Source organism: Winogradskya humida (assembly GCF_016862215.1).
Lineage (GTDB): Bacteria > Actinomycetota > Actinomycetes > Mycobacteriales > Micromonosporaceae > Actinoplanes > Actinoplanes humidus.
This window is the reverse complement of record NZ_BOMN01000041.1, coordinates 176,626-198,523: the sequence shown is the minus strand read 5'-3', so window position 1 is coordinate 198,523 and position 21,898 is coordinate 176,626. Positions and strand designations below refer to the sequence as shown.

Annotated in this window: 19 protein-coding genes; 10 read left to right on the top strand and 9 right to left on the bottom strand. The window is 71.4% G+C overall.

Annotated elements, in window-relative coordinates:
• A complete protein-coding gene (gene treY, locus Ahu01nite_RS18200; protein WP_203837726.1) occupies positions 1 to 2,268 on the bottom strand; it encodes a malto-oligosyltrehalose synthase in 2,268 nt (755 codons plus the stop codon).
• Positions 2,268 to 4,379 carry a glycogen debranching protein GlgX gene (gene glgX / locus Ahu01nite_RS18195; RefSeq protein ID WP_203837725.1) on the bottom strand — a complete coding sequence of 704 codons (2,112 nt, stop codon included), beginning with the start codon at positions 4,377 to 4,379 and terminating at the stop codon, positions 2,268 to 2,270. Before glgX ends, treY begins: the two co-directional genes overlap by 1 nt.
• Before the next feature lie 296 nt (positions 4,380 to 4,675).
• Here glgX and Ahu01nite_RS18190 point away from each other — a divergent pair, with 296 nt between their 5' ends.
• Both Ahu01nite_RS18190 and Ahu01nite_RS18185 read left to right on the top strand, forming a co-directional pair.
• Positions 4,676 to 5,935 carry a glycosyltransferase family 4 protein gene (locus Ahu01nite_RS18190; RefSeq protein ID WP_239158932.1) on the top strand — a complete coding sequence of 420 codons (1,260 nt, stop codon included), beginning with the start codon at positions 4,676 to 4,678 and terminating at the stop codon, positions 5,933 to 5,935.
• On the top strand, positions 5,932 to 6,753 hold the full coding sequence (locus Ahu01nite_RS18185) for a patatin-like phospholipase family protein (RefSeq protein ID WP_203837724.1): 822 nt from the start codon (positions 5,932 to 5,934) through the stop codon (positions 6,751 to 6,753). The genes Ahu01nite_RS18190 and Ahu01nite_RS18185 overlap by 4 nt, the downstream gene beginning before the upstream one ends.
• 31 nt (positions 6,754 to 6,784) lie before the next feature.
• Here Ahu01nite_RS18185 and Ahu01nite_RS18180 read toward each other — a convergent pair whose 3' ends face one another.
• A complete protein-coding gene (locus Ahu01nite_RS18180; RefSeq protein ID WP_203837723.1) occupies positions 6,785 to 7,399 on the bottom strand; it encodes a TetR/AcrR family transcriptional regulator in 615 nt (204 codons plus the stop codon).
• Positions 7,400 to 7,600: 201 nt separating this feature from the next.
• Here Ahu01nite_RS18180 and Ahu01nite_RS18175 point away from each other — a divergent pair, with 201 nt between their 5' ends.
• The gene (locus Ahu01nite_RS18175) at positions 7,601 to 8,368 is read left to right on the top strand and encodes an NADPH-dependent F420 reductase (RefSeq protein WP_203837722.1); all 768 of its coding nucleotides are present in this window, start codon (positions 7,601 to 7,603) and stop codon (positions 8,366 to 8,368) included.
• A 46-nt stretch (positions 8,369 to 8,414) separates the two neighbouring features.
• Here Ahu01nite_RS18175 and Ahu01nite_RS18170 read toward each other — a convergent pair whose 3' ends face one another.
• From Ahu01nite_RS18170 to Ahu01nite_RS18160, 3 genes are read right to left on the bottom strand one after another with little or no spacing between them, the layout of a single operon-like run.
• Positions 8,415 to 9,332: a ketopantoate reductase family protein gene (locus Ahu01nite_RS18170; protein ID WP_203837721.1), complete on the bottom strand. Its 918-nt coding sequence runs from the start codon at positions 9,330 to 9,332 to the stop codon at positions 8,415 to 8,417.
• A 1-nt stretch (position 9,333) separates the two neighbouring features.
• On the bottom strand, positions 9,334 to 9,591 hold the full coding sequence (locus tag Ahu01nite_RS18165) for a UBP-type zinc finger domain-containing protein (RefSeq protein WP_239158931.1): 258 nt from the start codon (positions 9,589 to 9,591) through the stop codon (positions 9,334 to 9,336).
• Between the two features lie 5 nt (positions 9,592 to 9,596).
• On the bottom strand, positions 9,597 to 11,171 hold the full coding sequence (locus Ahu01nite_RS18160) for a Na+/H+ antiporter (protein ID WP_203837719.1): 1,575 nt from the start codon (positions 11,169 to 11,171) through the stop codon (positions 9,597 to 9,599).
• Between the two features lie 110 nt (positions 11,172 to 11,281).
• Here Ahu01nite_RS18160 and Ahu01nite_RS18155 point away from each other — a divergent pair, with 110 nt between their 5' ends.
• The 6 genes from Ahu01nite_RS18155 to Ahu01nite_RS18130 are packed head-to-tail and all read left to right on the top strand — an operon-like array spanning position 11,282 to position 17,155.
• Positions 11,282 to 12,295: a 3-oxoacyl-ACP synthase III family protein gene (locus tag Ahu01nite_RS18155; protein WP_203837718.1), complete on the top strand. Its 1,014-nt coding sequence runs from the start codon at positions 11,282 to 11,284 to the stop codon at positions 12,293 to 12,295.
• Positions 12,292 to 13,023 carry a glycosyltransferase family 2 protein gene (locus Ahu01nite_RS18150; RefSeq protein ID WP_203837717.1) on the top strand — a complete coding sequence of 244 codons (732 nt, stop codon included), beginning with the start codon at positions 12,292 to 12,294 and terminating at the stop codon, positions 13,021 to 13,023. Before Ahu01nite_RS18155 ends, Ahu01nite_RS18150 begins: the two co-directional genes overlap by 4 nt.
• Positions 13,020 to 14,456: a class I adenylate-forming enzyme family protein gene (locus Ahu01nite_RS18145; protein ID WP_203837716.1), complete on the top strand. Its 1,437-nt coding sequence runs from the start codon at positions 13,020 to 13,022 to the stop codon at positions 14,454 to 14,456. Before Ahu01nite_RS18150 ends, Ahu01nite_RS18145 begins: the two co-directional genes overlap by 4 nt.
• A complete protein-coding gene (locus Ahu01nite_RS18140) occupies positions 14,453 to 15,187 on the top strand; it encodes a glycosyltransferase family 2 protein (protein ID WP_203837715.1) in 735 nt (244 codons plus the stop codon). The genes Ahu01nite_RS18145 and Ahu01nite_RS18140 overlap by 4 nt, the downstream gene beginning before the upstream one ends.
• Positions 15,184 to 16,308 carry a cytochrome P450 gene (locus Ahu01nite_RS18135; RefSeq protein ID WP_203837714.1) on the top strand — a complete coding sequence of 375 codons (1,125 nt, stop codon included), beginning with the start codon at positions 15,184 to 15,186 and terminating at the stop codon, positions 16,306 to 16,308. Before Ahu01nite_RS18140 ends, Ahu01nite_RS18135 begins: the two co-directional genes overlap by 4 nt.
• A gap of 13 nt (positions 16,309 to 16,321) precedes the next feature.
• Positions 16,322 to 17,155, top strand: coding sequence for an NAD-dependent epimerase/dehydratase family protein (locus Ahu01nite_RS18130; protein WP_275411759.1), 834 nt, complete (start codon positions 16,322 to 16,324; stop codon positions 17,153 to 17,155).
• On the opposite strand, the gene Ahu01nite_RS18125 is transcribed toward Ahu01nite_RS18130, so the two are convergent.
• Together Ahu01nite_RS18125 and Ahu01nite_RS18120 are read right to left on the bottom strand one after the other, a co-directional pair.
• Complete coding sequence (locus Ahu01nite_RS18125) at positions 17,142 to 17,756, bottom strand: hypothetical protein (RefSeq protein WP_203837713.1); 615 nt, start codon at positions 17,754 to 17,756, stop codon at positions 17,142 to 17,144. The two genes, Ahu01nite_RS18130 and Ahu01nite_RS18125, sit on opposite strands and share 14 nt — an antisense overlap.
• 68 nt (positions 17,757 to 17,824) lie before the next feature.
• A complete protein-coding gene (locus Ahu01nite_RS18120) occupies positions 17,825 to 18,475 on the bottom strand; it encodes an EcsC family protein (RefSeq protein ID WP_203837844.1) in 651 nt (216 codons plus the stop codon).
• Between the two features lie 290 nt (positions 18,476 to 18,765).
• Between Ahu01nite_RS18120 and Ahu01nite_RS18115 the strand changes: the two genes are divergently transcribed.
• The gene (locus Ahu01nite_RS18115; protein WP_203837712.1) at positions 18,766 to 19,671 is read left to right on the top strand and encodes a proteasome assembly chaperone family protein; all 906 of its coding nucleotides are present in this window, start codon (positions 18,766 to 18,768) and stop codon (positions 19,669 to 19,671) included.
• A 5-nt stretch (positions 19,672 to 19,676) separates the two neighbouring features.
• Here Ahu01nite_RS18115 and Ahu01nite_RS18110 read toward each other — a convergent pair whose 3' ends face one another.
• On the bottom strand, positions 19,677 to 21,827 hold the full coding sequence (locus Ahu01nite_RS18110; protein WP_203837711.1) for an IPT/TIG domain-containing protein: 2,151 nt from the start codon (positions 21,825 to 21,827) through the stop codon (positions 19,677 to 19,679).
• Between the last annotated feature and the right edge of the window lie 71 nt (positions 21,828 to 21,898).

Sequence of the window (21,898 nt, the reverse complement as noted above, 5' to 3'; positions counted from 1 at the left end):
TTACTCTTTCACCAGCAGGGCGACCGGGTACGTGTGCAGCAGATCCGCCACGGCCAGCTGACTGCCGCCGTAGCTGGTGTTCGTGAAGACTTCCGTCCACGTGTTGCCGTCGAGTGACAGCGTGGTGTCGTGCCAGCCGCCGTGCCGTGACAATCCGACCGGCAGCCGGGTGGCAACGGCAACCACACCACCGCGGTCGTACGCGAGGACGTGCTCGGCGACCCGCCCCTCGGCGAAGACCGGGCGGTACGACGTGAACAGCTCCGGGCGCTGCCGGCGCAGCCGCAGGATCCGGCTCGTGACCAGCAGTTTCGCCGCGCCGCTCTCGTCGACCGGTGGCTGCCACCCGTCGTCGACCCGGGCCAGCAGCTCGCGGCGCAGGGCGAAGTCGACCGGCCGCCGGTTGTCCGGGTCGACCAGCGACAGGTCCCACAGCTCGGTGCCCTGGTAGACGTCGGGCACGCCGGGCGAGGTCAGCTGCACCAGCTTCTGGCCCAGGGAGTTGGACCAGCCGGGCCGGGTGATCGAGCCCGCGAACTCCGCGACCTCGCTGTTGAGCGCCGGGTCGTCGTAGATCGTGTCGACCATGCGCCGCAGCGCCGACTCGAACTGCTCGTTCGGTTTGGTCCAGGTGGTGCCGACCCCACCCTCACGAGCGGACTTCAGCGCGTACGCCTGAAGTCGCTCTCTCTCGATCGGCCACGCACCCACCGCGGCCTGCCACACGAGGTGGGCCAGGGCCGGGTCGGGCAGCGGGTTGACCCGCACCCAGCGGCGCACGACCTCGGTCCAGTCACCGGGCAGCTCGGCGAGCACGGCCAGCCGGGCGCGGACGTCCTCGCTGCGCTTGGTGTCGTGCGTCGACAGCGACGTCATGCTCTCCGGCCAGTGCCGCTGCCGCTCGGTGGCCTTGTCGTGGAACTCGTCGGTCGTGACGCCGAACTCCGACGGGTCGTTGCCGACCTCGTTGCGGGCCGTGAACCGGGTCCAGCGGTAGAACGCGGTGTCCTCGACGCCCTTGGCCATCACCGCGCCGGTGTACTGCTGGAAGCGGATCGCCAGTTCGTCCTGCGGGTTTCGCAGCCGCGCGGTGAGCTGGTCGAGCACCGGGATCAGCCCCGGGCGGCGGCGACCGGCCTCCGAACGGGCCCTGGCGAGATGCCGGGCACCGTACGGCAGGTAGGAGCGGTAGACCGGGAAGCAGGCGGCGAGCTCAGCCAGGGCGCGGGGCGCGGCCTCGATCTCGGGCACGAGACGGCACATCCGGGCCAGTTCCGCGGCGAGCGCCGTCGTGGCCAGCGTGTACTTCGTCTCGTGGACGAGGTCCTGCCAGCTGGTCTCGGCGCCGGTCAGGTGGCGGTCGAGGGTGTCGAAGAACGCCTCGGTGGTGGAGTCGACGAAGACCCCGCAGATCTCGGCGAGCGCGTCGTATCCGGTGGTGCCCGCGACCGGCCAGTCGGGCATCTCCTCGCCCGGCTCCAGGATCTTCTCCACCACGAGCCACGCGTCCGGCGCCGCCTCGTGCAGCCGGGTCAGGTACTCACCCGGGTCACGCAGGCCGTCCGGGTGGTCGACACGGATGCCCTGGACCGCGCCCTCGGCGTACCACCTGAGGATCTCGCGGTGGGTGGCCTCGAAGACCTCGGGGTCCTCGACGCGCAGCCCGGCGAGCTCGACGATGGCGAAGAACCGGCGATAGTTGAGCTCCGCGTCGCCGCGGGTCCAGTTGACCAGCTCGTAGTGCTGCCGGTCGTGAACCTCCTGCGGGGTGCCCTCGCCGGTGCCGTCGGCGATCGGGTAACGCTTGTCGTAGTAGTGCAGCTCCCCGTCCTCGACCCGGAGCTGGTCGAGGGCGTCCGGCTCGTCGGCGAGCACCGGCAGCACCAGCCTGCCTCGCGACCAGTCGATGTCGTAGAACTTCGCGTACTGCGACGACTCGCCGTTCTTGAGCACGTCCCACCACGTCGGGTTCGCGGCCGGCACGCCAACCCCGGCGTGGTTGGGCACGATGTCGACGACCAGGCCCAGCCCCGCCGCGTCCAGCGCCGCCCGCAGGGCCAGCCGGCCCTCCTCGCCACCGATCGCCGGGCTGACCCGGGTGTGGTCGACGACGTCGTAGCCGTGCTCGGAGCCCGGCGCGGCGGTGAGCAGCGGCGCTGTGTAGAGGTGACTGACGCCGAGATCGGCGAGGTAGTCGGCGAGCTCCGCCGTGGCCTTGAGGGGGAAATCGGGGCGGACCTGGACACGATAGGTACCGGAGGGGGGCATTAAACCGTCCTGTCCAACACGATGAGCGAGCGGTCGGGCACGAGGATCGAGGAGCCTGCCTCGACGATGTTGGGGATGTCGGGCGACGGTTCGGCCGTCTCGATGACCTTCTCCCACTTCTCGCCGTACTCCGACGGTGGCGTGGAGAACTCGATGGGCGCGTCGTGGGCGTTGAAGAACAGCAGGAACGAGCTGTCCACGTGGCGCTGGCCGTACTGACCGCGCTCCCGGATGCCCTCGCCGTTCACGAACAACGCCACCGCGCGGCCGAAGTCGTTGCCCCAGTCGTCGCCGGCCATCTGCCGGCCGTCCGGGGTGAACCATTCGAGGTCGGGCAGCGGGTCGCCGCCGCCACGCGCGGTGACCGGCAGACCGGTGAAGAACCGCCGGCGCTGGAACACCTGGTGCCGGTGGCGGAACGCCGTCAGTTTGCGGGTGAACTCGAGCAGCGACTCGTCGGCGTTCTCCCAGTCGATCCAGCTGATCTCGTCGTCCTGGCAGTACGCGTTGTTGTTGCCCTGCTGGGTGCGGCCCAGCTCGTCGCCGTGCGAGATCATCGGCACGCCCTGGCTCAGCATCAGCGTGGCCAGGAAGTTGCGCTTCTGGCGGGCACGCAGCGTCAGGACCGCCTTGTCGTCGGTCGGGCCCTCCGTGCCGGAATTCCAGGAGCGGTTGTGGCTCTCGCCGTCCCTGTTCTCCTCGTGGTTGGCCTCGTTGTGCTTGTCGTTGTACGAGACCAGGTCGTTGAGGGTGAACCCGTCGTGCGCGGTGACGAAGTTGATCGAGTGGAACGGTTTGCGGCCGTCGTCCTGGTAGAGGTCGGCGGACCCGGTGATCCGGCTCGCGAACTCGGCCAGGGTCGCGGGCTCGCCACGCCAGAAGTCGCGGACCGTGTCGCGGTACTTGCCGTTCCACTCGGTCCAGTTGGGCGGGAAGTTGCCGACCTGGTAGCCACCCGGACCGACGTCCCACGGCTCGGCGATCAGCTTCACCTGGCCGACGACCGGGTCCTGCTGCACGACCTCGAAGAACGTGGAGAGCCGGTCGACGTCGTAGAACTCGCGGGCCAGCGTGGAGGCGAGGTCGAAACGGAAGCCGTCGACGTGCATCTCGGTGACCCAGTACCGCAGCGAATCCATGATCAGCTGGAGGCTCTGCGGGCTGCGCACGTTGAGGCTGTTACCCGTACCCGTGTAGTCCATGTAGAAGTTGGGCTGGTCGTCCACGAGCCGGTAGTAGGTCCGGTTGTCGATGCCCTTGAGGCTCATCGTCGGGCCCAGGTGGTTGCCCTCCGCCGTGTGGTTGTAGACGACGTCGAGGATCACCTCCATGCCGGCCGCGTGCAGCGCCTTGACCATGCCGCGGAACTCCTGGGTCTGCTGACCGAGCGAGCCCATCGCGGAATAGCCGTGGTACGGCGCGAAGAAGCCCAGCGTGTTGTAGCCCCAGTAGTTGCGCAGACCCAGGTCGGCGAGGCGGTTGTCGTGCACGAACTGGTGCACCGGCATCAGCTCGACCGCGGTCACGCCCAGCTTCGCGAGGTGGTCGATCACCGCGGGATGACCGATCGCGGCGTACGTCCCCCGCATGTCACGGGGCACCTCGGGGTGACGCTCCGTGAGGCCCTTGACGTGGGTCTCGTAGATCACCGAGTGGTGGTACGGGATGTCCGGGCGGCGGTCGTTGCCCCAGTCGAAGTACGGGTTGACCACCACGCCCTTCGCCATGTGTTGCGCCGAGTCCAGGTCGGACATCTCGTCGGGGTTGTCGAAGTCGTACGCGTACAGCGACGGGTGCCAGTCGATGTCCGAGTCGATCGCCCGCGCGTACGGGTCGAGCAGGAGTTTGTGCGGGTTGCACCGCAGCCCCCGCGACGGGTCGTAGGGCCCGTAGACGCGGTAGCCGTACCGCTGACCGGGCTCCACCCCGGGCAGGTATGCGTGCCAGACGAACGCGTCCTGCTCGTGCAGCTGGACCTTGCGCTCGTTGCCGGACGCGTCGAACAGGCACAGCTCCACGGCTTCGGCGATCTCCGAGAAGATCGCGAAGTTGGTGCCCGTACCGTCGTATGTCGCGCCCAGTGGATACCGGTGACCCGGCCACACCTGCATCTGTTGCTCCCACCCTCGACCGTCTCTGCTCGCGGTCGCGAGGAATTCTCGGGGCCGCGGGCGGGCCACTCCTGCCCCGCCGCGCTCCGGGTTAATCCTGTGCGGCCGCGTCAGCGGTCATTCTCACCGATGGGGCTGATAACGTCTCCGCGACGGTCCGGTTACCAGCGGATAGTTATCGCAACCTGGACAGATAGATTGTGGCCGTCATCACATCGGGCGAAGGTTTGGCGGTATCCATATTGAGTAAACAGGGTGGTGTGCCCCTGAACCCCCGCTCCCTCGCCCGAGGTGGCATGCGTCGCATCCTGATGCTGAGCTGGGGATACCCGCCGCTGCTCGGCAGCGGCCCGGACCGTCATGTGTACGCCCTGGCGACCGCGCTCGTCGCTGCCGGCCATGAAGTGACCGTCGTCACCCGGCACATCGAGGGCACCCCCCGGGAGGAGTACGCCGACGGCGTCCACGTTGTCCGCGCACCGCACGACGCGCCGGAGCATGCCGACCTGGTGGGCTGGATCACCGCGTTCAACCACTCGCTGACCCGCTCGGCCCTGCGCGCCGCCCGCACCGGTGGCTACGACGTGGTGCACGCCCACGACTGGCTCGTGGCCCATGCCGCGATGACCCTGCGCGAGCACCTCGACGTGCCCCTGGTCGCCACGCTGCACTCCACCGAGTCCGGTCGTTACGAGGGGCAGCTCCCCGAGGAGTACCACCACACGATCGACGACATCGAGCGCTGGCTGGCCACCGAGGCCGACCGCATGATCGCGTGCTCCGACTCCATGCGCCGCGAGGTCACCGCCCAGTTCGACGTCCCCGCCGCGAAGATCGACGTGATCCGCGACGGCGTGGACATGCTCCGCTGGTACGCCCGCCCCCGCGAGATCGCCACCGCCCGGCGCGACCACGCCGGCACCGGCCCGCTGATCACGTTCGCCGGACGCCTGGTCGCCGAGAAGGGCGCACAGGATCTGCTCGCCGCGCTCCCCGAGCTCACCCGCGCGTTCCCCGGCCTGCGCCTCGTGATCGCCGGCGACGGCCCGCTCCGCGCGGAGCTCGAGTCCCTGGCCGGGCCTGAGGTGACCTTCACCGGCCAGCTCGACGGTCACGACCTCGCCGGGCTGATGGGCGCCTCCGACTGCCACGTGATCCCCAGCACCTACGAGCCCTCCGGCATGATGGCCCTGAAGGCTGCCGCCGCCGGCGCCCCGGTTGCGGTCGCCACCACGGGCGGCCTGGCCGAGGTCATCGAGCACGGCGCCACCGGGGTGACCTTCACCCCGAGCGACCCGGCCGCGCTCGCCGCCGCGGTCTCCTCGGTGCTCGCCGACCGCGACTACGCCCGCACCCTCTCCCGCAGCGCCCGCCGCCGGGTCCGCGAGGACTTCGCCTGGACAACCGCCGCCGCCAAGACCCTCGCCGTGTACGCATCCGCGGCCCGCGCCGCCGAGCACATCGCCCGCGAAGCCGAGCAGGCCCTCGCCGACGGCAGCCTCACCGAGCCACGCCTGACCGTCGTCCCCGGCGACGACCTGTCCCTCTCCGCGTGAAGGCACTCGTCCTCGGCGGCGGTGGCATCACCGGCATCGCCTGGGAGCTCGGCCTGCTCGCGGGCCTGCGCCACCTCGGCACCGACCTCTCCGCCGCGGACGTCATCGTCGGCACCTCCGCCGGCGCCTACGTCGGAGCGCTGCTGGCCACCGGCATCGACCTCGACGAGGCCATCATCACGGCCTCAGGCATCCGCATCGAGCTCTCCCCCCGTGTCGACCCGGGCTTCATGGGCCGCGCCTTCGCCGCCCTGACCTCCGGCAACCTCACCGCCGCCCAGGGCCGCGCCCACCTCGGAGCCCTCGCCCGCGAAGCACCCCTGGGCGACGACGCCACCCACGTGGCCCAGTTCGCGGCCCACCTCCCGGTGCACACCTGGCCGGTCGAGCCCCGCCTCATCATCACCGGAGTCGACACCGCCACCGGCGAACTCGCCGCCTGGGACGCCACCTCCGAGGTACCACTGCCCGCCGCCGTCGCCGCGAGCTGCGCCCTGCCCGGCGTCTTCCCCCCGGTCCACATCGGCACCAGCTGGTTCATGGACGGCGGCGTCCGCTCGGTCACCAACACCGACCTCGCCATCGGCGCCGACTCCGTCATCGTGATCACCCCGAGCAGCGGCATGTTCCGCACGCCCCCAGCCACCGAACTCGAGTCCCTCAACGCCACCCGCAGCCTGCTCGTCGCCCCGGACGGTGCGGCCCTCGCCGCCATCGGCCCGAACATCCTCGACCCCTCCCGGCTCGCCCCGGCCCTGCAGGCCGGCGCCACCCAGGCCACCACCGTCGCCGAGGCAGTCGCGAAGACCTGGCTCTGAGCCCCCGCCGGCCCTGACCCGAGCGCCACGGTCAGATTGTGCCCGCGGGCAGGGGTTCGCTGTTGCGGCTGCTGAGGCCGTCGAGGGAGATGCGCAGCAGGCGGCGCCACTGACCCGGGCGGCTGTCGGCGGTGCTCAGGACGGCCTGGCTCAGGGAGCCGCTCAGCAGGAACAGGTCCTCGGTGGTGACACCGGGTCGCAGCATGCCGACGTCCACGCAGCGGGTGCGCAGCTGGTCGATGATGGAGTAGCACCGCTCGACGCAGGAGCTGCTGGGGCCACCGGTGGCGGTGAGGCTCTCGACGACGGCGCGGTTGCGCGCCTGGGTGCTGAGTGTCTGCTCGAAGAAGCCGGTAAGTGCCCGCCAGGGATCCTCGGTGGCCATGGCCTGCTGGTGGGCGTCGGTGAGCCAGGCCTCGAACTGCTGCTCCAGGACGGTGACAAGCAGCTCGTCCTTCGTCGGGAAGTGGCGGTAGAGCGTGCCCATGCCGACCCCGCTGCGCCGGGCGATCTCCCGCACGTCCACCCCACCGCCGCACTCGGCGAAGACCTCACCGGCCGCCTCGATGATCGCCGCCCGGTTGCGCTCGGCGTCGGCACGGCGGCCGGGCCGGGGCGCGGGACTGGCATGGTCGGCGAGCGTCACGGCGCCAGCGTACGACACGCCCAGCCTTCCGGAGCACGTGCTCCGTTTGTGATCCGCACAACAGGAGCGGATGCTCCGTTTAATGCTAGCTTGATCCGGAGCAGCTGCTCCGCTTGATTGGCTCGGTGGCACCTGCCCCACCCTGAGCCCCGCTTCCGCACCACCGGCGGACGACCGCGTCCGCGAGATGAGGAGACCCCCATGCCAACACTCGGCATCATCGGCGCCGGCACCATCGGCACCAGACTCGCCTGGCAGGCGACCGCAGCGGGTATCGACGTCGTCCTCGCCAACTCCCGTGGCCCGGAAACTCTCACGGCGACGGTGGCGCAACTCGGCGCACGGGCCCGTGCCGCGACCCCCGAAGAGGCCGCCCGGGCCGGCGACTGGGTGGTGGTGGCCATTCCGCTCGCCGCATACAAGCAGCTCCCCGCCGCTGCACTGGACGGCAAAGTCGTGCTCGACGCGAGCAACTATTACGCGACGCGCGACGGGCACATCCCCGCACTCGACGCGGGGGAGATCACCACCAGCGAACTGGTCCAGCGGCATCTGGCCGGCGCCAAGCTCGTCAAGGCCTTCAACAACATCAGCGATCACCACATCCCCGCGCTGGCGCGCCCGGCCCGCGCGGCCGACCGCACCGCGCTACCCATCGCCGGCGACGCCCCGGAGGCCAAGGCCAGTGCCGCCGAGCTGATCAGCCGGCTCGGGTTCGACACCGTCGACGCCGGTCCCCTGGCCGAAAGCTGGCGCTTCGAACCCGAGACCGACCCCTACACCGTGCCGTACTGCACCGACCCCGACGCGATCAGAGCCGCTTGGGCACAGCTCGCCGAGGCCCTGCGCTCCGGCACTCCCCCGCAGATGCCCGCCCCCGACCCGGGCGCCCCGCTGTCCGCGGCCCGGCTGCGCACCCTGCTCGCAGGCACGTCCCGCAAGCTGACCGCTGACCGCTTGATCGTGTGACGAACGGCGTCGTCCGGGTCGTCGCCGGCAGTGCGGGCCCGGCTCGTCAGGAGCCCAGGCGTGCCTGGTAGACGGCCAGGTTGACCCGCGCGGCGTGCAGCAGGGGCACCGGGACGCCGAGTTTCTCAGCCCGGGCGACCAGGTCGTCCACGATCGTGCCGGCTTCGACAGGGGCGCCGGCTGTGAGGTCGCGGTACATCGACGTGGTGGTCGGGGAGCCCTCGGCGGTGATCGATGTGCGGAGGAAGGCCTCCTGCGGCGGGCGGGAGCGGTGGCCCGCTGCCTCGGCGACAGCCAGGGCCTCGTCGACGACGGCGAGGGCGAGGGCGGCACCGCCGGGGGCTGCCTCGACCTCGCCGATTGTGCCGCGCATCAGGATGTTGACGATGCCCGTACTGGCGAGGAAGACCCATTTTTCCCACATCTCCTGGACGATGTCGTCCGAGGCGCGGGATTCGAAGTCTGCTCCCGAGAGGGCCTCGGTGACCGCGGCGAGCCGGTCGTCGGGGCCGGTCAGGGGGCCGTAGGTCAGTTTGTGCATGCCGGACATCTGGACGACGTCGCCCTCGTCGTTCAGGGTGCCGGCGATCATGCAGACCCCTCCCCACACGTGGGATGGGCCGAATGCTTCGAGCAGGGTGTCGAGGTGGCGCATGCCGTTGAGCAGGGGGACGACGACCGTTGCAGGGCCGATCGCTGGTTTGAGGTCGGCGAGGATCTGGTCGAGGGCGAAGCTTTTCACGGCGAGGACGATCAGGTCGAACGGTCCGTCGAGGGTGGCGGCGGTGACCGTGCGGGGGTGGATGGTGGTCTCGCCGGCGGGGGAATGGATGCGGAGGCCGCGCCGGGCCAGGGTCGCCGCGCGGGGCGGGCGGACCAGGAAGGTGATGTCCTTGCCGCGCTCGGCCAGGCGGCCACCGAAGTAGCCGCCTGTCGCGCCCGCGCCCGCGAAGAGGGTTCGCATGTCAGGCGCCCAGCAGGTCGTCCACGAAACACCACTTCCAGTTCTCGCTCGGTTCGTACGAGCGCATCGTGGGGTGGCCGGTCTCGTCGTGGTGCTTCGACATGTGCTGGCGCGGTGACGAGTCACAGCAGCCGACGTAGCCGCACTCCAGGCAGAGGCGCAGGTGCACCCAGTCCTGGTGGCCGGCGTGGACGCATTCGGGGCAGCCGCCCTCGTACGGTGCCAGGGGGGTCGGTTCGGTCGCTTCCTTGAGGTGCACGCAGGTCAATCGTCGCTCCGGGTCAGCTGGGACTCTTCCAGGTCGAGCTCGCGCTGGGCGCGGTTGAGCACCTCTTCGGAGATGCGCCCCTCGTTACGGGCGATCTTGAAAACGTGCCGCTCGGCGGTAATCATCTCCCGCCGGAGCCTGCCGTATGCAGCCGACGGGGTCTCCATCTGCTGATTGCCCAGCCGTTCCCAGGCTCCGTTGGATCGACTGTCGGTCAGCGCGCGCAACCGGTCGACCACCGAGCCCGGGGCGCCATCGGCATGGGCCTCGAGTCGTTCGCGGGCGGCGCGGCTCGCGGCGTGCTGCACGTTGGCCTCGGCGAGGGCGTCCTCGGTGCTGGTGTCCTCGCTCACGCCGAGGCGCCGCGACAGTGCCGGCAGGGTCATGCCCTGCAGCAGCAGCGTCAGCACGATGATCGCGAACGCGACGAAGACGAACAGGTCACGGGGGTAGTCGCCGCCGACCACATCAGCGCTCGGCGGCAGGGTCAGCGCGGCGGCGAGGGTGACCACGCCGCGCATCCCGGCCCAGGCGAGGACCGTGGGCACGGCGATCGGTGGCCGTTCCTCGTTGGCGCGGATGTGCGGGATGAGCCGGGCCAGGTAGGTCGCCGGGTACATCCAGACGAACCGGACGGCGACCAGGACCACGAAGACGATGAGGGTGACCCGGATCGTCGTGGCCATGTCGGTCTCGATGTTCTCGATCAGCTCGCGCAACTGCAGGCCGACCAGCAGGAAGACCACGCCCTCCAGCAGGAAGTTCACCAGCTTCCAGACGGCGTCCATCTGCAGCCGGGACGTGGCGGAGAGCAGGTAGGGAATGCGGTGACCCAGGTAGAGCCCGGCCACCACGACCGCGACGACGCTGGACGAGTGCAGCTCCTCGGCGATGATCACGACCACGAACGGCGTGAGCAGCGACACCGCGTCGTCGAGCAGCGGGTCGGTGATCCGCTTGTGCAGCCACGCGGCGCCGACCGCGAGCACGAGACCGAGCAGCACGCCGACCCCGGCCTTGAGCGCGACCTGCCCGGTGATCTCCCAGAACCCGACCGCCGCGCCGGACAGCGCGCTGACCGCGATCCGGACGGTCACCAGCGCGGTGGCGTCGTTGAGCAGGCTCTCGCCCTCCAGGATGGTGACCATCCGGCGGGGCAGGCCGATGCGCCGGGCGATCGCTGTCGCCGACACCGCGTCGGGTGGGGCCACGATCGCGCCGAGCGCCACGCAGGCCGCGAACGGCACGTCCGGCAGCAGGGCGTGCATGACGAGCCCGATCACGAACGAGCTCAGCAGCACCAGCCCGACGGCGAGCAGCAGGATCGGGCGCAGCGCGCGCCGGAACGCGACCAGGTTGGTCTGCAGGGCGGCCACGTAGAGCAGCGGGGGAAGGATGCCGATCAGCACCAGCTCGGGCTCGAGGTGGACCTCGGGGATACCGGGAACGTACGACAGCGCGAGCCCGCCGACCAGCAGGACCAGGGGCGCGATGAAGCCGAGTCTGCGGGCGAAGGCCGCGCCGAGCACGGATATCGCTACGAGCACGACCGTCTCGACGATGCTTTCCATGCCGCAGAGCTTAGAGAAGTCTGAGAGCCCCCGCCTGTGGCGCAACCCACCCTTGAAAATAGGTCGCCCTACTCAAGCCATCGGCGTCGCGGTCCAGCAAGCTTTCGGCCATGAACTTGACCGTGCCCAGGGTCGGCATCACCGCCGCCGCGAGCTTCCTGCCCCCGCGGGAGGTGACCACCGACGAGCTCCAGGCCAGGGTGGCGGGCGCGAGCCGGCTGCCGCTGCCGACCGGGATGATGGCCCGGGCGACCGGCATCGAGCGCCGCCGGGTGGCCGACGACGACGAGTACGCCTCCGGCCTGGCGATCGCCGCCGCGCGTACGGTGCTGGCCGAGGCCGAGCTCGACCCGCTCGACATCGACCTGCTGCTCTTCGCCTCGGCCACCCGCGACATGGTCGAGCCGGCCACCGCGCACGTCGTGCAGGCGGCGCTGGGCAGCCGGGCGCACGCCCTCGACGTCACGAACGCCTGCAACAGCTTCCTGAACGGCATCGACCTGGCCCGGGCGATGATCCTGGCCGGCCGGGCGCGGCGGGCGCTGGTCGTCACCGGAGAGACGCCGACCCGGGCGATGCGGCCCCGGCTCGACGGCATGGCCCAGGCGCGGACGGCGCTGGCCGGCTACACGTTCGGGGACGCGGGCGCCGCGGTGCTGGTCGAGCCGGTCGCCACGGGCGGGATCGTGGACGTGGACAGCGAGACCCACTCGGAGCACTGGGCGGCCGGCGGCATCTTCGGCGGCGGCTCCCGGCATCCGCGCGGCGACGAGCACACCTACTTCACCGGCGACGGCACCAAGCTGAGCGGCGTGTTCGAGAAGATCGGCGCGGGGCTGCTGGAACGGGTCGCGCACCGGACCGGCCTGGGCTGGGACGACTACGCGGCCGTGCTCGTACATCAGGTGACGGTGCCCTATCTGCGGCGGTTCGTGGAGATCGTGGGCGTACCGGAGGAGAAGCTGGTGATCACCGTGCCGGAGCTGGGAAACATGGCCAGCGCCACCATCGGGGTTCAGCTCGACCGCGTCCGCCCCGGGCTGACCGGCGGCGACAGGGTGCTGATGGTCGGGCTCGGCGGTGGCGTCAGCCTGATGACCATGGTCTGGGAGGTGTCCGCGTGACGGCACTGTGGGTGATCGTGCCGGCCTACAACGAGGCGGCCCGGATCCGGCAGACCCTCGACGCGCTCGCCGCGCAGACCGACACCGGCTTCGAGCTGCTCGTGGTGGACAACGGCTCGACCGACGGCACGGCGGAGATCGCCCGTGGCTTCTCCGCGGTCTTCCCGACGCACGTCGTGGTCGAGCACGAGAAGGGCGTCGGCTGCGCGGTCGACACCGGATTCCGGTACGCGATGGAGCGCGGCGCGACCCTCCTCGCTCGTACGGACGCCGACTGTCTCCCCCGCCCCGGCTGGCTCGCCGCGGCCCGCTCGGAGCTGACCGGCGGCGCGGGCCTGGTCTGCGGCCGCATCACCGCCCGCCGCGACGAGCACGGCCTCGCCGGCCGGGCAGCGTTCCGGGTGCTGGTCGCCCTGGCCGCGTTCTTCGGACGGCTGCGCCCGGCCCACCGGTCCGGGGAGTTCCACGCGCCCTACCGGATGCACGCCGGCAACAACATGGCGATCACCGCCGAGCTCTATCGTGCCTGCGGTGGCATGCCCCGGCGCCCCTCCCCGACCGACCGCACCTTCCTGAACCGGGTACGCCGGACCACCTCGGCGATCCGGCACAGCCGCACGATGGTCGTGGAGAACTCCACCCGCAGGCTCGCCGCGTACGGCATCCGCGGCACCGCCAAGTGGTATCTCGACCGCGGCAGCGGCGCACTCACGGCGGACCCCCGATGATCGGCGAGCTGATCGCGGGCCTGCGCACGGGCGACGACCGTCCGGCCATCGTCACGGGACGACGTTCGACGGCTTCCCGGGGCGACCTGGCCGACCTGGTGACCGGGTACGCAGCCGCCCTGCACGCCGAAGGCCTGGCAGCCGGGGACACGGTCGGTTTCGCCGTACGCCCGGGACCCCGCTCGCTGGCGATGATGCTGGCGGCGTACCACCTGGGTCTTCGGGTCGCCGTGCTGGACCCGACCGCCGGGCCGGACGTTCTCCTGGCCCGCTTGCGACTGGCCGCCCCGAGGCTGGTCCTCGCGGACGCGGCAGCGCAGGCCGTCGCCGGCTGGGCCGCTCCCCTGGCCCGCCGCGCCCGCCTGGCCCTGCCCGACTTCGCGGAACTGGCCCCGACCCGGACGATCGGCCGCCGCCTGCCCGGGAGCGCGCCCATCCTCGCCCCCACCACCGGACCGCGCCCGCCGGGATACGACGGCGACGGGGACGCGGTGATCGTGTTCACGTCGGGAACCACCAGCAGCCCCCGCGCGGTGGTGCACACCAGGGCGAGCATCACCGCCGGGATGCGGGTGGTCCACGACCTCGTCCGCCCCGGCCCCGGCCGCCCGGTGATCGGCGGCACGTTCTTCGTCCTCGTGCCCTCGCTCGCCGGGGAGGCACCCGTCGCACTGCCCGCCCGACGCCCGGCCGCACTGGCCCGGCAGCTCTCCACACTCAACCCGCAGGCGACGTATCTGACACCGCCGCAGCTACGGACCGCCCTGGCCGCCGGCGCCCGCTTCACCGGCCGGGTCTACAGCGGATCCGCCCCGGTCAGCGCCACCCTGCTGGAACGGGTCCGGACGGCCGGCGCCGACCAGGCGTGGGGCGTCTACGCGCTGACCGAGGTCTTCCCCGCCGCGGTGGTGGAAGCCACCGCGAAGTCCACCTTCACCGGCGACGGCGACCTGGTCGGAGACCTCCTGCCGGGCGTCCGGGCGCGGATCGGCGACGACGGGCAGGTGCAGCTCGCTGGCCCGAACGCCGCCGACCGCTACCTGGGCTCATCGCCCGCTGAATGGATCACCACCGGCGACATCGGGCGCCTCGACGCGGGCCGGCTCGTGCTCGGCGGCCGCGCCAAGGACATGATCCTGCGCGGTGCCGAGAACATCTACCCCGGCCTGTACGAGCCCGCCCTGCACGTCCCCGGCGTCGAACTCGCCGTCATCGTCGGTGTCCCCGCCGGCGACGGCGACGAACGCGTGGTCGCCATCGTGCAACCGGCCCCCGGAGCCGTGCCCGCGCAGGTCCGGGCCGCGTTGCGCGAGCCGCTGCGCAGGATGGGCTCGGCCCGCCCCGACGCGGTGCTGCTGGCGGACGTCCCGCTGGCCGGGCGCTCCCGCAAACCAGACCGCGCGGCGGCGGCCCGGCTGGCGGCTCAGGCATGAGGCCGCTCGCCGTCATCGTGCCCGCGTACAACGAGGCCCGGTTGCTGCCGGGCCTGCTCGACGCGCTCGCCGCCCAGACCGACACCGATTTCACCCTGATCGTTGTGGACAATGCCTCGTCGGACGGCACCGCGAGGATCGCAACCGGCTTCAACAGCGAGGCCGTTGTGCTCACCGAACCCGCGCCGGGTGCGGGAACTGCCGCCGACACCGGATTCCGGTACGCACTGGAGCACGGCGCGACGAAGCTTCTGCGTACCGACGCGGACTGTCTTCCCGCCCGCAACTGGGTCGCGACCGGCCGCACCCTGCTGGACCACGTCGACCTGGCCTGCGGCCGCAGCATCCCCCGCAGCGACGAGAACCCCACCTGGGCCCAGCGGCACGTCTACCCGGCCGTCGTACGCCTCGCCGGGCACGCGGGCCGATGGCTGCATCGCGACCCGGCCGCGCGCACGCCGTACATGCTGATCCACGGTCACAACCTCGCCATCACCGCCGAGCTCTACCACCGCTGCGGCGGCACGGCCCGCGAGGAACTGTGCGCCGGCTCGGAGGACGTCACCCTGCTCAACCGCGCCCGCCACCACAGCTCCCGGATCATCCGCGCCGAGAACCTCGTCGTCGAGACCAGCCTGCGCCGCCTGCGCGCCTGGGGCCCCCGCCGAACCCTCCTCTGGAGCTGGAACCGCCGCTACCGCCCCGCCCCGCACCAGGCCCACGTCCGATGAGGGCCCGCACCCGCGACCGCCGCGTCTACCTGGGCAGCCACCCGGTGCTGTTCGCCCTGCTCGCGGCCACCCGCCGACGCCCTGCGCTGCGGCTAGGCGGCAACGTGCTCGTCCATGACCGGGAGGCTTTTGTCGCCGCGCTGACCCGCATCCCGCTGGACCGGACCGCCCCGGGCACCACCGGCGGCGCGGCGGGCCGGCTCACCGGCGGCGACCTGCTCTTCGACCAGCAGGGCGACACCCACCGCCAGTCCCGCCGCGACACCGCGGAGCTGCTCGGAGCCGCCGGGGTCACCCGCCTGCGTCCGATCTGGACCGATCTGTTCTCGCAACGGTTGCGTCCACTGGCCGACGGGCAGCCGGTTGACCTGGTCCCGATCGCCGCCGAGGCCGCCGGAGCCACCGCCGCCGCCCTGCTCGAACTCGACATCGACCCCCGCACGCTCGCCGCCGCCACCCAGGAAGCCGCGGCCGCTGCCGCCCGGGCCCACCTCCCCGGTCTCCGCGCACCTGGCACCGACCGCGAGGCTGAAGAAGCGGCTGCCCGGTTGTCGGGGCTGGTCACGCCCCGGGGTGAGGCGGGGGCTGGGCTCGCGGTGATACTCGCGGTGGCCGCGATCACGACGACGGTTGCCACGCTGCCGCGGGCTGCGGCCTGGGCTGCGGATGCAAACCTCTGGGGGTACGCCGGCAGCCCAGCCCTCGCCGATGAGTTGCTCCGGGTCACCGCGCCCACCCCGCTGCTGCCCCGGGTCGCGGCAGCGGACGGTGTGCTGCCCGGGGGCTGCCCGGTGCGGGCCGGGGATCGGATGCTGCTGGTCGCCAGGCATGCGCTCGACGCCCACGGTCGCGATCCCGATCCGGCTCGGCCCGCTTCCGCGCAGATCGCTCAGCTGGCTTTCGGGGTCGGGCCGCATGCCTGTCCGGGGGCGCGGCTGGCTCGTACCCAGCTCGGGGATTTTCTGCGGGCCCTGGCGGTCCATGAGCCGCGGGTGGTGCGTGCCCGGGTGGATCGGAAGGCCGCGCTGCCCGCCTGGCGATCGTTGATCATCGAGCCCGGCCCCACCGTGCGGCGGGCAAAGCGTGACGGCGGGCAAAGCGTGACGGCGGGCAAAGCGTGAGGACGGGCAGGGCGTGAGGATCGCGGTGACCGGGGCGTCGGGGTTTTGTGGTGCGGCGGTGGCACGGCTCGCGGATGCCGGCGGGCACGACGTGGTCTGTGTGGGGCGGCGGCCCGGGCCGGTGGGCGTGCACGTGTCCTGGGATGCGAGCCGCGAGCTGCCCGCGTTCGAAGGGGTCGACGCCGTGTTGCATCTGGCCGCCGCCGTGGGTGATCCGCGGGCCGGGCGGGCGATCGAAGCCGCGTACAGGGCGGTGAACGTCGGCGGCACCGAGAGGCTGTTCGCGGCGGCGGCGGGGATTCCTGTCGTGTGGGTGAGCAGTGCGAGTGTCTACCGGCCGGGGCCTTACTCCGGCGCGGTGGGCGAGGGGCATCCGACGGTGGGGCAGCTCAGTGCGTACGGGAGAACGAAAGCCGCCGGGGAGAGGCTGGCGCTGGCGGCAGGGGCTGTGGTTCTGCGGCCTCGGGCGGTCTACGGCGAGGGTGATCGGCATCTGCTGCCGCGGCTCCGACGCGTGGTGCGGGCGGGGCGGGCCTGGTTGCCCGGGCCGGATGTCGCGATGAGTCTGACGGCGGTGGAGAATCTCGCGGCAGCCTGTCTTGCGGCGCTGAGCTGGCCCGGCGGCGCCTACAACATCGCGGACGCGGAGCCCTATCGGCGGGATGACGTGGTTGGGCGGGCTCTGGGCGTACCCGTGAGGCATGTTCCTGCCGGGGTGGTCCGGGGCCTCGCTCAGGTCTCCCCGACGCTGAGCCGCTATGCCGTTGATCAGTTGACCGACGGCATGGTCCTCGATATCGGGAGGGCCCGCGCGCAGGGTTACCGGCCGGAGGTCACTTGGTCTTGATCACGCCGGAGCGGTAGAGCGTGCCGGCGTGGGTGCCGTCGCCGCTGCGGCGGACCACGACGCCGTCCAGGGAGAAGACGTAGTTGGTGGCGCGGTCGAGGCCGGTGATGGTGGCTGTCATCGGGCCGCAGGCGATCGAGGGCTTGACGACCTTCCAGCCGACGTCGCGCTGGGTGCCCTGGACGAGGTCCTGGCTGATCGCGGTGAGGCGGTATTCGACGAGGTTGTAGCCGCCGACGTCGTACCAGGTCGCGGTCGCGCTGGTGGTGCCCGGCACGACGGTGAGCGAGTTGATCCGGGAGAAGTGGACGGTGTCCAGGCCGCAGGTGGGGGTCGGGGTGACCCGGGCGCCGCCGCCGGTGATCGGGAGGAAGCCCGTTGCCGTGGGGATCGGGTAGGGCGGGACGCCGCTGCTCGGGGTGGGGGTCGGGGTGGCGCTGCCCCGCGCGATGACCAGGAAGGGCTGGCCGGGGTTGGTGCTCCCGGACGCGCTGCCGGGAGTGCCGCCGCCCGGCGTGGTGGCCGACGAGCCGGTCAGCACGCCGCAGCCGGTGAGCAGCAGGGGTGCCAGGAGCAGCAGCCAGCGCTTGCGGTGCGTCATTCCTGTCTCCCCGCGGTAGGTGGATCCCGTCCGTTACCCGGGACCCATCGACCGTCGGAGGGGACTCTTTAGGCGGGGCTGTAGAGCTGCCGGGTGCGAGTGGCGAGGTCTTTGGTTGCCGCCGAGTTGACCCAGGTGCCGAGGATCACCGCGGCGCCGGGGATCACCTTGGCGAACATCCGCTTGACCGCGCGGACACCGGCCATCTGGGCGAGTTTGACGCTCAGTTTGACCATCATGCCGCTGAGCGGGCGGGCGGCGGTGTCGGCGAAGAGCCGGCTGGCTCGTTCCCGGCCCGCGGCGACGCCCAGGGCGAGGCGCGCGGTCGTGGCGAGCTTGTGCACCTTCTGCAGGATGAGCAGGTCGGTGGCGCGCTCCGGGTCGGCCGGGTCGATGCCGTACGCGGCGGCGATGTGCAGCACCATCCGCGACTGGGTCCAGGCGAGGACCCCGACGTCGACGACGGCTCCGGGCAGGCCCGTGGCGCCGGAGACGGCACCGGAGAGGCGGGCGTGGTTGATGAAACGGCGGGCGGCCTGCTGGGCCAGGGCGTCGGGGGTGACGTCCGGGTGCTCCAGGCGGGCGTGGTCGGCCCAGTGCTGGGCCTCGGGGCCGAGGCGGCGGACCGCTTCGAGGGCGAGGTGCTCGGGGGCGTACTGGGGATCGGCTTTCATCCTGGTCCAGAGGGACCCGGGTGGGCCGGTGTCGTCGTCGGACATGGTCGGTGACGGGGGTACGGCGGAATCGTTCACCAGATCGCTCCGAGGGGACGAAGAGGGGACCTGATCACTATTGTGCCTTGCAGATGCACGTGCACGGCAACTTCGTGGCGTACAGAACTTTGTGCAGCTTCGCCGTGACTCACCGGAACCCCCACCGGTCCGCCCCGTTCCGGACCGGTCGCACCTTTAGTGGAAGATCATCGTCATTACGGAATGAACCCGGACGGCCGGTTGTTGCAGAGACAATGCCCGCGCCTAACGGGCATTGTCATGAGGAGGTCCGCAGCGTGCTCGACCCACACGGGCTCTACGAGTTGGCCGACGACCTGCCTGACCTGGACGGCGTGGTGCTCGTCCAGGCTCTCACCGGGTTCGTCGACGCGGGCAGCGCCATCCAGCTGTCCCGCGAACACCTGCTGGAGCACTTCGAGAACCAGGTCGTCGCGACCTTCGATCTCGACCAGCTCCTCGACTACCGGTCGCGGCGGCCCCCGATGATCTTTGTCGAGGACCACTGGGAGAGCTACGAGCAGCCCAGCCTCGCCCTCCACCTGGTCAAGGACCTCACCGGCACGAGCTTCCTGCTGCTCGCCGGCCCGGAGCCCGACCTGCAGTGGGAGCGGTTCATCAAGGCCGTGCAGACCCTGATCGAGCACTTCGGCGTCAGCGTCACCGTCGGGCTCAACGCGATCCCGATGGCGGTGCCGCACACCCGCCCGGTCAGCGTCACCGCGCACGCCACCGAGAAGCGCCTGCTCGGCGAGCACGAGTCCTGGCTGCAGCGGGTCCAGGTCCCGGCCAGCGTCGGCAGCCTGCTCGAGTACAGGCTCGGCGAGGCCGGTCACGACGCTATGGGATACGCCGCCCACGTCCCGCACTACCTCGCCCAGACCACCTATCCCGCGGCGGCCGAGCTGCTGATCGAGTCGGTGGCCAACACCACCGGGCTGGTCCTGCCGACCGCTGCCCTGCACGAGGCCGCGGACGAGGTCCGCGACGAGGTCGACAAGCAGGTCGCCGATGACGAGCAGGCCAGCCGGCTGGTCACGTCGCTGGAGGCTCAGTACGACGCGTTCCTGCGCGGCCGTGACGCCAGCCTGCTCGCCGAGCCGGGCAGCAGCCTGCCGAGCGCGGACGAGCTGGGTGCCGAGCTGGAGCGCTTCCTCGCCGAGCAGAGCCGCGACAGCGAATAGGGCGCTCAGTTCACGTAGGTGAACCTGAGGCCGTTGCTCCTGCCGCCGGCCGACGTCGCCTGGATGGTGACGGCCCCGGCGGCGTGGCGGACCAGCGTCACCGTCATCTTCGTGTCGGTGACGCGCTTGAAGCTGGCGCGCTTGCCCGCCGAGGTGACGACGGTGACCTTGCTCAGGTAACGCCCGGTCACCGTTGTGGTGGTCATGCTCTTCGTGCTGCCCGTCGTGCGGCTCAGCGAACTCATGACGGGTGCGACGCTTGTCGCGTACGTGAAGGATTTGCCGGCGCTGGTGCCGCCCGGCCCGACCACGACGACGTTGACCTTGCCGGCGCGGTGTGCCGGGGCCGTGAAGCGCAGCTGGGTGGCCGACAGCCGGGTGAAGGACAGCGCCCTGCCACCGAGCGAGAGCCGCGTCGCGCCGGTGAAGCCGGAGCCGTTGACGGTGACCACGGTCGACGCGGTGGTCAGGCCGGTGGCGGGGCTGAGCGAGCTGATCGCCGGGCGCGTCGGGGTGACCGCGGTCCAGGGCAGCGCGTTGCTCGTGCCCGCGGCGGTCGTCACGACCAGTGACGCCGCGCCGGACGGCCGGGCCTTCACGAAGATCTTCAGCGAGGTGGAGCTGACCACGGTATAGCTGAGCGTGGTCGTACCCAGCTTCACCGATCGGATGTTGCTCAGGTTGGTGCCGGTGACGACGACGATCGTGGTCGCCGTGCTGGCCCCCGAGCTCGGCGTCAGCGTGGTGATCGTGGGGACGCTGCCGGCGACGAACGTGAGGTAGCGGGCGCTGCTGGTGCCGCCGCTCGTGGTGACGGTGATCGGGACGTTGCCGGTGGTCCGCGCCGGGGCGACGAACGTGATGCTGGTGTCGGTCACCGTGGCCGGCGTGACCACCGTCGTGCCGACCTTCACCGTCCCGCCGCTCAGGTTGGCGCCGCTCAGCGTGATGGTCGCGCCGCCCGCCTGGCTCGTCGTGCTGGGCGCGATCCCGGACAGCGTCGGCGGCGACTGGGTGAACGTGAAATCGTCGGTGGTCCCGCTCGAGTCGCTGGTACCGGCCGGGTTCGTGACGGTGACATCGGCAGGACCGCCGGCGTGTACGGGTGCCGTGGCCAGCAACCGCGTGACGCCGTTCGTGGTGCTCCTCGAGAATGTCGCCGACGTGCCGCCGAAGCGGACCGCGGTCGCCTTGACCAGGCCGGCACCGGTGATCGTCACCGAGGTGCCCGCCGGGCCCTTGCTCGTCGACAGCGCGGTGACCTGCGGGGTCACGCCGACCGGGCTGGAGGGCGTGGAGACCCCGGAGATGGTGTACGCGCCGGAGACCACCGTCTCGATGAAGCTCCACGAGACATGGGCATCGCCGTCGTTACCCCAGCCCGTCCCCCACTGGTTGCGCAGGTAGACGCCGTCCGCGTCATAGCCGAACGCGGTGACCATGTGGCCGCCGAGGCTGGTGCCGCTTGTGGTGCTGTAGAGGCTGTGCGCCCCGAGATCCATGAAGTCCTGGAACACCGAGAAGCCGATGGCGACCGGGGTGCCGGCGGCCAGCGCCTGCTGGACGGCGGTCTGCGCGTTGGCGCCCTGGTTCGCGCCGCTCCACAGCCGGGTCCAGCCGGTCACGCGGTAGTTCGCGGCGTTCGAGATCTGTGACGACGTCGGGGCCACCTTGTAGTTGCTGGTGCCCTGGAAGTAGTCGTCCTGGCTGTCGACGCCGTTCGCCTGCACGTTGGCGAGCACCGTGTCCGGGTTGAGGCCGCGGTTCGGGGCGCCGCCGGCGGTGACGTTGCGCATGTAGAGGAAGAGTGGGGCGTACGGGGTGTCGACACCGCCGCTGCGGCCGGCGTAGTAGCCCATGAGGTTGCGCGAGATCGTCCAGGCGACGCACTGGCCGACGGAACCCTGATCGCCGACCGCGGGAGCGGACGGCCGCAGGTCGACGCTCGCGGGAATGCCCTGCGCCGTGCCGGGGGTGGCGGCCTGCAGCTCCGTGCTGGCGATGTAACCGCCGACGTGGGGATTCGTGTCAGCGATCTCCTCGGGCTCGTCCCCGGCCGCGGCGAACCCCGGGTGGGCGCCCGTCATCAGCGTTATCAGGGCGACGAGCAGGACCGCGAGGGTCGTCGTCGTCGCTCGGGCGGCGGCGCGCGGCATCCTGCACTCCATTCCTCGGCACTGCTGCGGTGTCAACGCAACAGATCGGTCTTTTGCCACGCCGGTTGAGG